At 62.2% G+C, this 13856-nt stretch carries 11 protein-coding genes and 1 pseudogene (1 of these 12 only partly in view); 8 read left to right on the top strand and 4 right to left on the bottom strand.

Annotated elements, in window-relative coordinates:
* Positions 1-6: 6 nt before the first annotated feature.
* Together ON753_RS23050 and ON753_RS23055 are read left to right on the top strand one after the other, a co-directional pair.
* Complete coding sequence (locus ON753_RS23050) at positions 7-861, top strand: carbon-nitrogen hydrolase family protein (RefSeq protein ID WP_265965933.1); 855 nt, start codon at positions 7-9, stop codon at positions 859-861.
* Positions 858-1379 carry a DUF1178 family protein gene (locus ON753_RS23055; RefSeq protein ID WP_265965935.1) on the top strand — a complete coding sequence of 174 codons (522 nt, stop codon included), beginning with the start codon at positions 858-860 and terminating at the stop codon, positions 1377-1379. Before ON753_RS23050 ends, ON753_RS23055 begins: the two co-directional genes overlap by 4 nt.
* 81 nt (positions 1380-1460) lie before the next feature.
* On the opposite strand, the gene ON753_RS23060 is transcribed toward ON753_RS23055, so the two are convergent.
* From ON753_RS23060 to ubiG, 3 genes are all read right to left on the bottom strand, one after another.
* Entirely contained in the window at positions 1461-1964 is a 504-nt protein-coding gene (locus tag ON753_RS23060; RefSeq protein WP_265965937.1) for a hypothetical protein, read from the bottom strand.
* A gap of 291 nt (positions 1965-2255) precedes the next feature.
* Entirely contained in the window at positions 2256-2951 is a 696-nt protein-coding gene (locus ON753_RS23065; protein WP_265965939.1) for an alpha/beta fold hydrolase, read from the bottom strand.
* Entirely contained in the window at positions 2951-3709 is a 759-nt protein-coding gene (gene ubiG / locus ON753_RS23070) for a bifunctional 2-polyprenyl-6-hydroxyphenol methylase/3-demethylubiquinol 3-O-methyltransferase UbiG (RefSeq protein ID WP_265965941.1), read from the bottom strand. The genes ON753_RS23065 and ubiG overlap by 1 nt, the downstream gene beginning before the upstream one ends.
* Before the next feature lie 206 nt (positions 3710-3915).
* Between ubiG and ON753_RS23075 the strand changes: the two genes are divergently transcribed.
* The 6 genes and pseudogenes from ON753_RS23075 (at position 3916) to clpB (ending at position 13467) form a co-directional block, all read left to right on the top strand.
* Positions 3916-5166 carry an aspartate kinase gene (locus ON753_RS23075; RefSeq protein WP_265965943.1) on the top strand — a complete coding sequence of 417 codons (1251 nt, stop codon included), beginning with the start codon at positions 3916-3918 and terminating at the stop codon, positions 5164-5166.
* A gap of 73 nt (positions 5167-5239) precedes the next feature.
* A pseudogene (gene ptsP, locus ON753_RS23080) lies at positions 5240-7508 on the top strand (phosphoenolpyruvate--protein phosphotransferase).
* Positions 7509-7558: 50 nt separating this feature from the next.
* Positions 7559-8632 carry a peptide chain release factor 1 gene (gene prfA / locus ON753_RS23085; protein WP_265965945.1) on the top strand — a complete coding sequence of 358 codons (1074 nt, stop codon included), beginning with the start codon at positions 7559-7561 and terminating at the stop codon, positions 8630-8632.
* Between the two features lie 3 nt (positions 8633-8635).
* Positions 8636-9478 carry a peptide chain release factor N(5)-glutamine methyltransferase gene (gene prmC, locus ON753_RS23090; RefSeq protein WP_265965947.1) on the top strand — a complete coding sequence of 281 codons (843 nt, stop codon included), beginning with the start codon at positions 8636-8638 and terminating at the stop codon, positions 9476-9478.
* Between the two features lie 362 nt (positions 9479-9840).
* Entirely contained in the window at positions 9841-10548 is a 708-nt protein-coding gene (locus ON753_RS23095; protein ID WP_377103219.1) for a DUF4167 domain-containing protein, read from the top strand.
* Positions 10549-10869: 321 nt separating this feature from the next.
* Positions 10870-13467 carry an ATP-dependent chaperone ClpB gene (clpB, locus tag ON753_RS23100; RefSeq protein WP_265965953.1) on the top strand — a complete coding sequence of 866 codons (2598 nt, stop codon included), beginning with the start codon at positions 10870-10872 and terminating at the stop codon, positions 13465-13467.
* Between the two features lie 131 nt (positions 13468-13598).
* On the opposite strand, the gene ON753_RS23105 is transcribed toward clpB, so the two are convergent.
* Positions 13599-13856: the final stretch of a M23 family metallopeptidase gene (locus ON753_RS23105; RefSeq protein WP_265965955.1), read on the bottom strand. Its footprint extends 1719 nt past the window's final position; only the last 258 of its 1977 coding nucleotides appear in the window; its start codon lies beyond the right edge, outside the window; the stop codon is at positions 13599-13601.

Genomic DNA, 13856 nt, shown 5'->3' on the forward strand with positions numbered 1-13856 from the left:
GGCCGAATGTCCTCGTTCAAAGCAGCATGTGTGCAGCTTCGCAGCGGCAAGTCCCTGCCCGATAATACAGCCGCGGCCGAAAGCCTGATCCGCGCCGCGGCGTCGGACGGGGCCGAGTATGTTCAGACGCCGGAGATGTCCAATGTCCTGGTGCGCAGCCGCGATGAGCTCATGGAGCGGATCTCGGAACCTGAAGGCGATCCGTTCCTGACAAGGGCGCGGGAACTGGCGGCCGAGCTCGGGATATATCTGCATATCGGTTCGCTGGCTGTCCTTGCCGGCAACGGAAAGGTGGCCAACCGCGCCTTCATGATTGCGCCGGACGGCCAGGTCCTGGCCAGCTACGACAAGATCCACATGTTCGACGTGGACCTGCCCAATGGGGAGAGCTGGCGGGAATCTGCGACCTACGAGCCGGGCACCCTATCGGTAATTGCCGAACTTCCCTTCGCGAAGGTCGGCATGGCCGTGTGCTATGACATCCGCTTTCCGGCGATCTTCCGTAGCCAGGCCCGTGCCGGTGCGCATGTGCTGACCGCTCCAGCGGCCTTCACCAGGCAGACTGGCGAAGCCCATTGGCATGTGCTACAGCGCGCCCGCGCCATCGAGAACGGTGCCTTCGTCATTTCCGCAGCACAAGGCGGAACCCACGAGGATGGCCGCCAGACATACGGCCACAGTCTCGTCGTGGACCCGTGGGGCGCCGTGATCGCGGAACTGGACCATGATGAGCCGGGCTACGTTCTGGCTGACATAGACACGGAAAAAGTGGCCAAAGCGCGCGGACGCATCCCGGCAATCGCCAACGAGCGGGACTTCGTCTGCCGGCTTGCCGACGGCCTCAAGGAGATATCTGCGTGATCAAGTACACGCTGGTCTGCAATACCGCGCATGACTTTGAAGGCTGGTTCCGGAATTCCAACGATTTTGAAATGCAGTCCAGCCGCGAGCTGGTGGTCTGCCCGGTCTGCGGGTCAACGGATGTGAGGAAGGGGCTGATGGCCCCGGCCGTCGCGACATCGAGAAAAAGAGAAGCTCATTCAGCGGTGGCCGGAACGGAAATCCGGGCCGACGCCGGCGAGGAGAAGACGCCCGCCCGTGCCAATGCGCAAGCCGCGCCGATGCAGCCTTCGGCTCTCCTGCCGCTCGATGTGCGCCAGAAGGAAATCGTGGAAGCCCTTCGCCTGGTGCGTGCCCGCATCATCGAGAATTCAGAAAATGTGGGCGCGAATTTCGCGGAAGAGGCCCGGAAAATTCATTACGGCGAGGCCGAGGAACGCAGCATTTACGGCCAGACCACGCCGCAGGACGCAGAAACCCTGCTGGAGGAAGGCATAGCCGTTCTTCCGCTGCCCGATCTTCCCGACGAAAAGAACTGACAGCGCCCTCAGCAGTCCTCAGGGCCGGCAAGCCGGATCGTTCCACCCGGCCCATCGGCGCTGCTCAATCCGCTTGCCCGCTCAGGACTTCGCTGCCGATTTGCGGAGCGCGGCGGACTTGGCTCTTTGGGCGGTTTCCTTGGTGTTTTCTTCCGCGGCTTTTCCAAGCTCGGCGGCGCTTTCCATAGCCGTTTCGTTCAGCTCTTCGACGAGAGCCGCATTTTCCGTAAGACTTTCACGGAGCAGTGCGGCCTGTTTCTCAAAGTGGTCCTGATACTCGTTTGCCATCTTTGAATAGAATTCTTGCAAGGTCGCCATCGTCTGTTCCGGAGCCGTGCATTGGCTGAGCGATTTCACGCACTCGAAGTCTTCATGCAGGCGGTGGGTGACGAAGTTCATGTGGTCGTCGAATGCCTTTTCCGTATGGGACCACAGCGTCTGTCCCATTTTCTGGAAGCCGGCCAGCGTCCTTTCCTCGATCCGGTCCTCGCGTTCTGCAAAGGCCCAGTTCGAAAAGCCCGGCATCGGCCATTCACCCATCATCGAACCGAAATCGAAGGGACCCGTAGTTCTTTTGCTAGGCATGTCACATCCTCCACTGTTGTCATTCAGCTGCTGCCGACGGACATATCGTGATGCGAGCCGGTGAGCAGGCCAGAACAACCGCGACCTTTTCGCGGTCGATTGTCGTGCAGTTGCCCGATCACCCTGCCTTCATCCGCATGGGCATGAAAGCGGAAAGTTGACCGTCAGATGTCTTGGCATCCTGCGTTCGCGTGAACGGCAGCGCACCAAGGTGACGTAACTGTAGTCATCCTTCAAGGTGCATCCTTGACGCGGATCAAATTGCAGGCCGCAATTCGATGCGTCGTCGCGTCACGCCCTGTTCAGGAACTTCATCAAGGTGAAGGTCACCTTCTGCGGTTCCTCCAGGGTGGACAGGTGTCCGCTGCCTTCAATCGTAACCAACTCGCTGCCGGGAATGTTCTGTTGAATCTCTTCGGCGATTTCCGGAGGCGTCAGCCGGTCCCCGTCGCCGACCAGGACGAGGGTGGGGCAGGTTATCTCGCCGAGCCGCGGCCGGGCGTCGATCCGGTTGATCAGCGCGGTCTGCTGCCGGATGAACGCATCCGGCCCGGTTTCCCGCGCCATCTCGACGACGACCTGCTTGAGCGCTGCGTCGTCTTCCCGGCTTTCGTGGACGAAGCCGGGATAGAGGAGGTGGGGAACCTTCGAGAAGCCTTTCTTCCGGGTGAGGTCGATCAGAAAGGTCCGGCGCTCCGTTTGCTCAGCAGTATCGGGCCGGGCATTGGTATCCAGGAGGGCGAGCTTTCCCACCCGTTCCGGGGCTTCCCGCATGATTTCCATGGCGATATAGCCGCCCATGGAAAGGCCGACCAGGGAAAACCGTTCCGGCGCCTTTTCCAGGATGTCGGCGGCAATGGCTTCGATACTGTCGTGTTCCCGGTGGTTCGCCACCATGATGGGCCGGTCGGCAAAGGCGGCGATCTGCGGGGCAAAGAGCGCCTCGGTGCACAGGAGGCCGGGAATGAACAGGATCGGATCACTCATCAGGATTGGGGCCTTTCCGCCAGCAGCATATAATTCACATCCATGTCCCGCGACCGCGCCCAGGTGTCGGTGATCGGATTGTAGCTCACGCCGGTGCGGTCGATGACCTTCAGCCCGGCGGCTTCGACAGGCCGTTCGATCTCGGCCGGCTTCACCAGCTTTTCGTAGGAATGGGTGCCCCTCGGCAGCCAGCGCAGCACGAATTCCGCGCCGACGATGGCCAGCGCATAGGCCTTGAGCGTGCGGTTGATGGTCGCGACGACCATCAGGCCGCCGGGACGGACCATGCCGGCGGTCGTCTCCATGAACAGCGGCACGTTGGCGACATGTTCCACCACTTCCATGTTGAGCACGACGTCGAAGGTCTCCCCCGCCGCCGCGAGGGCTTCGGCGGTTTCCGCCCGATAGTCGATCTCGAGGCCCGAGCTCTGCATATGGAGCTTTGCGACCTCGATGTTGGTTTCGGAGGGGTCCGCGCCGACGACCTGCGCGCCAAGGCGGGCCATCGGTTCGCTCAACAGGCCGCCGCCGCAGCCGATATCGAGGAAACGCAGGTCCTTGAAAGCGTCCGCCGCCTTCATGTCGCGGCTGAAATGGCGGCACACCTCCTGCTTGATATAGGCGAGGCGGACCGGGTTGAATTTGTGCAGCGGCTTGAAATTGCCCGTCGGATCCCACCATTCCTGCGCCATGGCGGAAAAGCGGGCGACCTCCTCGCTGTTGATCGTGCCGGAATTCGCTTGAGCCTCGCCTGTCATCGGACGATCCCCTTTCAGAGGTGGCGCCGCAGAAACTGCCGCCGGTTGGAGTGTCATCAGGTGTGGTTCCAAAGTCTCGATCATTTTGTCAAGAGCCCGGGCACTGAACTCTTGTTGCAGCAAAGGAACGCAGCCTGTATGCATGTCCGCCGATCCATCCGGCGCATCACGCGCTTCACGACACGATAATATAGATTACGAGTGGTATGGCCCGACTTGTTTTAAAATTTGGCGGGACTTCGGTTGCCGATCTCGATCGCATCCGCAATGTCGCCCGCCATGTCAAACGGGAAGTTGACGCCGGCCATCAGGTTGCGGTTGTCGTCTCGGCCATGGCCGGGCAAACCAACAAGCTGGTGCAGTTCTGCCGCGATGCGTCGCCGCTTCACGATGCCCGTGAGTATGATGCCGTCGTGGCTTCCGGCGAGCAGGTGACTTCCGGCCTCCTGGCGATCGTTCTCCAGGACATGGGAGTGAACGCCCGTTCCTGGCAGGGTTGGCAGGTGCCGATCAGGACCGACGAGAACCACGGCGCGGCGCGGATCAGCGAGATCGACGGCAGCTTCCTGGCCGAGCGGCTGGAGCAGGGGCAGGTCGCCGTGCTTGCCGGCTTCCAGGGGCTTGCGCCGGACAATCGAATCACGACCCTCGGCCGCGGCGGCTCCGATACCAGCGCGGTCGCGATTGCCGCTGCCATCAAGGCGGACCGTTGTGATATCTATACGGATGTCGACGGTGTCTACACGACCGATCCGCGCATCGTGCCCAGGGCACAGCGGCTGGAGCGTGTTTCCTTCGAGGAAATGCTCGAAATGGCCTCCCTGGGCGCCAAAGTGCTTCAGGTCCGCTCCGTCGAGATGGCGATGATCCACGGCGTCAGGACTTTCGTGCGCTCCAGCTTCGATGATCCGGACGCGCCGCAGGCCGGTAACGATGGCCTTCCGATTGGTACTCTTATTTGCGACGAGGACGAACTCGTGGAACAGCAGGTTGTCACCGGCATTGCCTATGCCAAGGACGAAGCCCAGATCTCACTGCGTGACGTGGCCGACAAGCCCGGTGTCGCCGAATCCGTATTCGGGCCGCTGGCCGATGCCCATATCAACGTGGACATGATCGTCCAGAACATCTCGCCGGATGGCAAGACGACGGACATCACCTTCACCGTTCCCGAAAGCGACTACCTGCGCGCCAAGAAGGTGCTGGAGGACAACCGCGAGGTGATCGGCTTCCAGAACCTGGAAGGCGCCACCGACGTGGTGAAGGTGTCGGTCATCGGTATCGGAATGCGCTCGCATGCAGGCATCGCCGCACAGTGTTTCCGGGGGCTGGCGTCCAAGGGAATCAACATCCGCGCGATCACGACATCGGAAATCAAAATCTCCGTGCTCATCGATTCAGCATATGCAGAACTTGCGGTGCGGACTCTCCATTCGCTATACGGGTTAGACGGATAGTCAATCCGGCAGGCGGGCTCGGGCAGGTGATCCGGGCCGGAGCTTGACAGAAGCGGGATCAAACGGGGACGCCATGCGCAGCAACCTAGCCGGACCGCGCCTATTGCTCCGCCGGCTTCGCGAGGTCATGGCGGAACCGATCACGGCGCAGGAACGACTCGACAAGATCGTCGTGCTGATCGCGTCGAATGTCGTTGCCGAAGTCTGTTCGGTCTACATCCTGCGCGCCGATGGCGTTCTGGAACTTTATGCAACGGAAGGCCTGAAGCGCGAGGCGGTCCACAGCGCGTCGCTGCGCGTCGGCCAAGGCCTCGTCGGCCTGATCGCGGCCGAGGCACGGCCCCTCAACCTTCCCAATGCCAGCGCCCACCCCGGCTTTGCCTACCTGCCCGAGACGGGTGAGGAAGCCTATAATTCGTTCCTCGGCGTGCCTATTTTGCGGGCAGGGCGCACGCTCGGGGTTCTGGTCGTGCAGAACCAGTCGCACCGCACCTATCTCGAAGACGAGGTCGAGGCGCTGCAGACCACCGCGATGGTCATCGCCGAAATGGTGGCGGCCGGCGAACTCGAGGCGATCGCCCAGAAGGCGACCGGGCTCGATCTCTCCCGCCCGATCACGGCGACCGGCGTCGGGCTTTCCGAAGGCGTCGGGCTGGGCCATGTGGTGCTTCACGAGCCGCGCGTCGTCGTCACAAATCTGATTGCCGAAGACACCGAGCGGGAAAACTCCCGTCTTGAAGCGGCCATCAACAGACTGAGGCTTTCCATCGATGATCTCCTGGCCAGCGGCGAGTTCGCGGCAACCGGGGAGCACCGCGAGGTGCTCGAGGCCTATCGGATGTTCGCCTATGACCGGGGCTGGATCCGCAAGATCGAAGAAGCGATCAGAAACGGCCTGACCGCGGAAGCGGCGGTTGAAAAGGTGCAGAGCGACACGCGCGCCCGCATGCTGCGTCAGACCGATCCCTATCTCCGCGAACGCCTGCATGATCTCGACGACCTGGCGCACCGGCTGATCCGCGAACTGATGGGGCGCGAGCACGGTCCCGGCCTGGACGAACTGCCGCGCGATGCGATCATCGTCGGCCGCAACATGGGGGCGGCCGAACTTCTGGACTACGGACGGGACCGGATCAGGGGGCTCGTTCTGGAGGAAGGCGGCCCGACCAGCCACGTCACCATCGTCGCCCGGGCGCTCGGGATTCCGGCTGTCGGCATCGTGGACGACATCGTCAGCCTGGCCGATGGCGGCGATGCGATCATTGTCGATGGCGATCTCGGGGTTGGTCCATCTGCGCCCTGCCGCCGATCTTGAAAATGCCTATGCGGAAAAGGTCAGATTCCGGGCGAGGCGCCAGGCGCAGTACCGGCGTTTGCGCAACAAGCCGTCGGTGACCAAGGACGGGGTCGAGTTGAGCCTGCAGATGAACGCGGGTCTGCTGGTCGACCTGCCGCATCTGGAAGAATCGGGCGCGGCCGGCGTCGGGCTGTTCCGCACCGAGCTGCAGTTCATGGTCGCGTCATCCTTCCCGCGCATGCGCGAGCAACAGGCCCAATACAGCCAGGTTCTGGATGCCGCGAACGGCAAGCCGGTGACCTTCCGGTCGCTCGATATCGGCGGCGACAAGGTCCTGCCCTATCTGCGCTCCATCCAGGAAGAGAACCCGGCCATGGGCTGGCGCGCCCTGCGGCTCGGCCTCGACAGGCCGGGTTTGCTGCGGACCCAGATCCGTGCCCTGCTGCACGCGGCGGCCGGGCGCGACCTGAAGCTGATGTTCCCGATGGTTGCGATGGTCGACGAGTTCCTGCAGGCCAAGGACCTGGTCGACAAGGAAATCAAACATCTGCGCCGCCACGGTCATCCGACGCCGGAAAATATCCGCCTTGGCGTGATGATCGAAGTCCCCGGCCTGCTGTTCCAGCTTGATGAGCTGATGGGCTGCGTCGATTTCGTTTCCGTCGGCTCGAACGATCTGTTCCAGTTCTTCTGTGCGGTCGACCGCGGCAACACGCGCGTCGCCGACCGGTTCGACACTTTGAGCGTCGGATTCCTGCGCGCCTTGAAATCGATCCTGGATGCTGCAAATAAGGCTCATGTCCCGGTGACGCTGTGCGGGGAATTGGCCGGACGGCCCCTGGAGGCGATGGCGCTGATCGGTCTGGGCTACCACGACCTGTCGATGTCGCCTGCCTCCCTCGGCCCGGTAAAGGCAATGCTTCGCACGCTGGATGCCGGCCGGTTGTCCGCCCGCCTCCTGCCCAGGCTGGAACCCGGGCATGACGACCGCAATATCCGTGATGTCCTGAAACGGTTCGCCGCCGAGACGGATGTTGCTCTTTAGCGGCAACAAGCGTAACTCACCCTACGGACATCTGAGGAGTACCTGCGCGTATGATGGCGCGTCACAAACTTGATAACCTGCTGGACCGGTTTGCGGAAATCGAACATCTGATGTCGTCGAGTCCGAACCCGTCCGCTTACGTAAAGCTGTCGCGCGAATATGCAGCCCTGGAACCCCTGGTCGGCAAGATCCGGGCGTTGAACAAGGCGGAGCAGGATCTTGCCGGCGTCGAATCGCTGATCAGGGATTCTGCGTCCGATGCCGAGATGCGTGAGCTTGCGGAAATGGAGCGGGACGAGCTCGTCGAACGTGTCGAGGCACTGAGCCAGGAGATCAGGGTCGGCCTGCTGCCGAAGGACGAGGCGGATGCCAACGATGCGATCCTGGAAGTGCGTGCCGGAACGGGCGGCGACGAGGCGGCCCTGTTTGCCGGCGACCTGTTCCGCATGTATCAGCGCTATGCCGAGCTTCAGGGCTGGAAGGTGGAGATCCTGTCCGCCAGCGAAGGCGAGGTCGGCGGCTACAAGGAAGTGATCGCCTCGGTCTCCGGCGACCACGTTTTCGCGAAGCTCAAATTCGAATCCGGCGTGCACCGGGTTCAGCGCGTTCCCGCGACGGAGTCGGGCGGGCGCATTCACACCTCGGCCGCGACCGTCGCCGTGCTGCCGCAGGCGGAGGATGTCGATATCGATGTCCAGGACAGTGATCTGCGCATCGACACCTACCGTGCCTCCGGCGCGGGCGGGCAGCACGTCAACACCACGGATTCGGCGGTTCGCATCACCCATATCCCGACCGGGATCGTGGTGGCCGTTCAGGATGAAAGATCCCAGCACAAGAACAAGGCCAGGGCCATGCAGCTGTTGCGGGCCCGCATCTACGACGAGGAACGCGAGCGCGCGGCCAATGAGCGGACGGAGGCCCGGCGCCTACAGGTCGGCTCCGGCGACCGGTCGGAACGGATCCGGACCTACAACTTCCCCCAGGGCCGCGTGACAGACCACCGGATCGGCCTGACGCTTTACAAGCTCGACCAGATCATTACCGGAGAAGCGCTCGGCGAGGTGATCGACGCCCTGATCGTCGAGCACCAGGCCAATCTTCTTGCCACCGAAGAAGCTTGAGCGATGCTGATCGGCGAACTCTACCGGCAGGTTCGCGGCCGGTTCAGGAATGCCGGGCTCTCCACGCCGGAACTGGATGCCAGGGTGCTCGTGAGCGCCGCCTTGAAAATCCCGGCAGGCGATCTCATATTGCGGGAAACGGATAGCGTTTCAGACGAAAAGGCCAGCTTGGCCGCGATATACGCCGAGCAGCGCCTCAAAGGTATGCCCGTGGGACGTATTCTCGGAGAGAGGGAGTTCTACGGTCGCCGGTTTCTGCTAAATGACGCAACCCTTGAGCCGAGGCCCGATACGGAAGTCCTGATCGATGCCATTCTGCAGCGTGTCGGTCCGGATCAGCCCGGCATCATGTGTGACATCGGCACCGGTACGGGCGCTATCGCCGTCACGCTTCTCGCCGAGCTGCCGCAAAGCCGGATGATCGCCGTCGACCTGTCCGAACACGCCTTGCATTGCGCGGTTCAGAACGCCCGGCTGCAGGGTGTGGAAGAGCGTTTCCATCCCGTTTGCGCCGACTATTGCTCGGCACTGCGCCCGGGACTGGATTGGATTGTCAGCAATCCGCCCTATATCCGCTCCTCCGTTCTGGGCGGGCTGGCTCGGGAAGTGATTCTGCATGATCCGGTGCTGGCGCTCGACGGGGGAGAAACCGGGCTCGCCGCCTATGTCCAAATTGCAACAGAAGCGGAAATTCTGTTGAAACCGGGCGGTGGAATCGCATTGGAAATCGGCTATGACCAGGCGGCTGATGTGGACAAGCAGTTGCGGCATCATGGCTTTGGAGCAATTGAAATCATTAAGGATCTTGCCGGAAACGACCGTGTTGTCACGGCCCGGAAGATATAATCTGCCCGTTTTTGCCCAATGGCGAAAAAGCACTTGGAAATCGTTGCGGAAACGGGTAGGTTCAACTCGCCGAGACCGGAGATGTGATCAGCGATCAGCGGGACACGCGCATCTGGCAACGGGGTGAAGGCGCACTTTCAGCGTTTTTGAAACCGTTGCATATCGGGCTTTCCGGTGTTTCGGACTGTCGAGGAAAAAGACAAAAGCGTCGGCCTAAGGCCTTTGACGCCTTGCGTGTGTTTTCAGTGACAGCCGCTAACCAGCGCTGCTGGTTTCGGTAAAGTATTTCGTATCGGTTTTAGGCAATTCCGATGTTGGGTCAGTGAACAACTGACCGCCGTTCCGCAAGAGAAAACGGCAGGATGAGACCAGGAAATCAAAGCAATAAGCGTATGCGCGGAAGGGGCCGCAAGGGCCCTAATCCGTTAACCCGGACTTACGAATCGAACGGTCCTGATGTGAAAATCCGCGGCACAGCGATGCATGTTGCGGAGAAGTATCAGCAGTTGGCCCGCGATGCCCAGGCATCCGGCGACCGTGTGATGTCCGAAAACTATAACCAGCATGCAGAGCACTATCTGCGTATCGTCGCTGCGGCACAGCCGCAGCAGCAGCCGTCGGCTCACCCCGCCGCGCGCGGCGATGCGGAAGACGGATATGAAACGGGATCGCCAAACGGCGCCGGCTCTGCAAACGGCCCGGACCGTCCCTCGCAGGATCGTGCCGCCGCCGATGACGACCTCGTCGATACCGACAGCCCGCAACCCTTCATCGACATGCCGGTTATCGATCCGGAAGGTCAGGTGAACGGCACCGGGCAGGCGGGCGCAGGGTCCGAGGAGAGCGGCGGGGAAGAAAAGCCGCGCCGCCGGGCACGCACACCGCGTGCGCGCACGCCCCGTCAGGCCGATACCGGTGGCAACGCTTCTCAAGCGCCCGCGGAAGGCGCCGGCGACGGCGATGCCGCAGGCGAGGAAGAAGCCTCGAAGCCGCGCCGCCGCACTCCGCGCGCCCGCCGGGCCAAGTCCTCGGACGAGACGCCGACCGAAGCGGCCGCGCCCGGCGAATAGTCAGCCCGACCAGATCTCAAGAGTTGAAAACGGCGTCCATTCGGGCGCCGTTTTTGTCAGGTCATCTACGCATATCATTCCAGCCGTTTTTGTGAACCTATATCCCGGAGCAGTCGGGGCAGATGGCCCGAATTCAGCAGGACGTGCTCCAGTGCCGCGTTTTTCGGAAAACCGTTGGTCGGGGGTCTTTTGTGATGAATATGCAACACTATATTACGGAGGCAGCGCTTGAAGAGGCTGTACGGATGCCCGTCACCAGGGGTCCGTAATCCATGACGTTCCCCATGCTTCGGGTGGTGTGGACGGGTAGGAGGTAAACCTATGAACTTTGAGAAATATACCGAGCGCTCCCGCGGGTTCATTCAATCCGCACAGACATTTGCCCTGGGGCGCGGTCATCAGCAATTCACGCCTGAACATATTCTGAAAGTCCTTCTGGACGATCCGGAAGGCATGGCCAGCGGCCTGATCGAGCGCGCCGGCGGCCAGGCCAAAGCCCTGAAAGGCGACCTGGAAGCCATTCTGGACAAGATGCCGAAAGTGTCTGGAGGGTCGGGGCAGCTCTATCTGGGCCAGGCCACCGCACGGCTGTTCGAGCAAGCGGAGAAGATCGCCGACAAGGCGGGTGACAGCTTTGTCACCGTCGAACGTCTTCTGCTCGCCCTGGCCATGGACAGCGACAGCGAAACAGGCAAGCTCCTAAAGCGCCACGGCGTCACGCCGAATGCGCTCAACGAGGCCATCAACCAGCTGCGCCAGGGCCGCACCGCCGACAGTGCGACGGCGGAAAACCAGTATGAGGCGCTGAAGAAATACGCGCGCGATCTGACCCAGGTGGCCAGGGACGGCAAGCTTGACCCGGTGATCGGCCGCGACGAGGAAATCCGCCGCACGATCCAGGTTCTGTCGCGCCGGACGAAGAACAACCCGGTCCTGATCGGCGAACCCGGCGTCGGCAAGACCGCCATTGCCGAAGGCTTGGCGCTGCGTATCGTCAACGGCGATGTGCCCGAATCCCTGAAAGACAAGCAGTTGCTCGCGCTCGACATGGGCTCCCTGATTGCCGGCGCGAAATATCGCGGCGAATTCGAGGAGCGGCTGAAGGCCGTCCTGTCCGAAGTTGAAGGGGCTGCGGGCAAGATCATCCTGTTCATCGACGAAATGCACACGCTTGTCGGCGCCGGCAAGGCGGAAGGGGCGATGGATGCCTCCAACCTGCTGAAGCCTGCGCTTGCCCGCGGCGAATTGCACTGCGTCGGCGCAACGACGCTCGACGAGTACCGCAAGCACGTGGAAAAGGACGCGGCCCTGGCCCGCCGGTTCCAACCGGTTTTCGTCAGCGAGCCGACGGTCGAGGATACGGTCTCGATCCTGCGCGGCATCAAGGAGAAGTACGAACTGCATCATGGCGTGCGGATCACCGACTCGGCCATCGTCTCGGCAGCGTCGCTCTCCAACCGCTACATCACCGACCGGTTCCTGCCGGACAAGGCGATCGACCTGGTTGACGAAGCCGCCAGCCGGCTGCGCATGCAGGTCGATTCCAAGCCCGAGGAACTGGACGAACTGGACCGCCGGATCATTCAGCTTAAGATCGAGCGCGAGGCCCTGAAGGTGGAAAACGACGCCGCCGCCAAGGAACGTCTCAACAAGCTCGAAAAAGAGCTGACGGACCTGGAAGAACAGTCGCAGGTCATGACCAACCGCTGGCTTGGCGAAAAGGAAAAGCTGATCCTCGAGCAGAAGATCAAGGAACAGCTCGACCAGGCCCGCATTGATCTGGAAATCGCGCAGCGCCGCGGCGACCTCGCCAAGGCCGGCGAACTGGCCTATGGCGTCATTCCGGATCTGGAACGCAAGCTGAAGGAAGCCGAAGCATCCGGAGATGCCGACGCGATGGTGGATGAAGCGGTGACACCGGCTGACATTGCCCAGGTCGTGTCCAAGTGGACCGGCATTCCGGTCGACAAGATGCTGGAAGGCGAACGCGAGAAGCTGCTCAAGATGGAGGATGTCCTGTCCGGCCGGGTGATCGGTCAGGCGGAGGCGATCCACGCCGTCTCGACCGCGGTGCGCCGCGCGCGCGCCGGGCTGCAGGACCCGAGCCGGCCGATCGGCCTGTTCATGTTCCTGGGCCCGACCGGTGTCGGCAAGACGGAGCTCACAAAGGCCCTGGCCAGCTTCCTGTTCGACGACGACAGCGCGATGGTCCGCCTCGACATGTCGGAATATATGGAGAAGCACTCCGTTGCCCGGCTGATCGGCGCGCCTCCGGGCTATGTCGGGTACGAGGAAGGCGGCGCCCTGACGGAAGCCGTCCGCCGGCGGCCCTATCAGGTGGTTCTGTTCGACGAGATCGAAAAGGCGCACAGCGATGTCTTCAACGTGCTTCTGCAGGTGCTTGATGACGGCCGGCTGACGGACGGCCAAGGCCGCACGGTCGACTTCCGCAACACGCTGATCATCATGACCTCGAACCTCGGTGCCGAATATCTGGTCAACCAGCCGGAAGGCCAGGATACGGATGCCGTCCGGAACGAGGTGATGGATACGGTCCGTGGGCATTTCCGTCCGGAATTCCTCAACCGTCTGGACGAGATCGTGCTGTTCCACCGTCTGCAACGTTCGCACATGGCCGATATCGTCAGGATCCAGCTTGAGCGGCTTCGCGTCCTGCTCGAAGAGCGCAAGATCACGCTGACCCTGGATGAGGATGCCCTCGATTGGCTGGCGCAGAAGGGCTACGACCCGGCATATGGGGCACGTCCGCTGAAACGCGTGATCCAGAAAGACCTTCAGGATCCGCTTGCGGAAAAGCTGCTGGCCGGAGATATCCTGGACGGACAGACGGTGCAGGTATCGGCCGGCGCCGACCGGCTGATCTTCCAGGTCACCGGCTCGGAAAGCGCCGCTGCCTGATCGGCGAACTTCTGACGCCCAACCGGAAAAAACAAAGCCCGCGGGAGCGACCGTCCCGCGGGCTTTTCTCATTCTTTGCATCCGCAAACGATCCGGAGCGGCCTGTACGTTCAATCCTGTGGGGCCGTGGCCTAATTGATCGCGGCGATCCGCGACGGCTTGCGGGCGCGGTCCAGCAGCGTGTCGATCCGATAGCGTTCGGCTTCGAAGGTGGCGCGCATCTCGCCGTCCAGCGTCCGGCCCTTGGGCAGTTTGATCCGCATCGGATCCATGTACCGGCCGTTGACAAGCACTTCGTAGTGAAGGTGCGGTCCGGTGGACAGGCCGGTCGAGCCGACATAGCCGATGACCTGGCCCTGGCTGACGCGAGCACCTTCATGAATGCCGTT

The sequence above is a fragment of the Roseibium salinum genome, assembly GCF_026240905.1.
Lineage (GTDB): Bacteria > Pseudomonadota > Alphaproteobacteria > Rhizobiales > Stappiaceae > Roseibium > Roseibium salinum.

Bases quoted from the DNA above. Each gene is read 5' to 3' on its own strand.
- ubiG (WP_265965941.1), bottom strand. From the start codon at position 3,709: ATGACAGGCGAGGCTCAAGCGAATTCCGGCACGATCAACAGCGAGGAG.
- ON753_RS23060 (WP_265965937.1), bottom strand. From the start codon at position 1,964: ATGCCTAGCAAAAGAACTACGGGTCCCTTCGATTTCGGTTCGATGATG.
- ON753_RS23065 (WP_265965939.1), bottom strand. From the start codon at position 2,951: ATGAGTGATCCGATCCTGTTCATTCCCGGCCTCCTGTGCACCGAGGCG.
- prmC (WP_265965947.1), top strand. From the start codon at position 8,636: ATGCTGATCGGCGAACTCTACCGGCAGGTTCGCGGCCGGTTCAGGAAT.
- ON753_RS23050 (WP_265965933.1), top strand. From the start codon at position 7: ATGTCCTCGTTCAAAGCAGCATGTGTGCAGCTTCGCAGCGGCAAGTCC.
- ON753_RS23095 (WP_377103219.1), top strand. From the start codon at position 9,841: ATGAGACCAGGAAATCAAAGCAATAAGCGTATGCGCGGAAGGGGCCGC.
- clpB (WP_265965953.1), top strand. From the start codon at position 10,870: ATGAACTTTGAGAAATATACCGAGCGCTCCCGCGGGTTCATTCAATCC.
- prfA (WP_265965945.1), top strand. From the start codon at position 7,559: ATGATGGCGCGTCACAAACTTGATAACCTGCTGGACCGGTTTGCGGAA.
- ON753_RS23075 (WP_265965943.1), top strand. From the start codon at position 3,916: ATGGCCCGACTTGTTTTAAAATTTGGCGGGACTTCGGTTGCCGATCTC.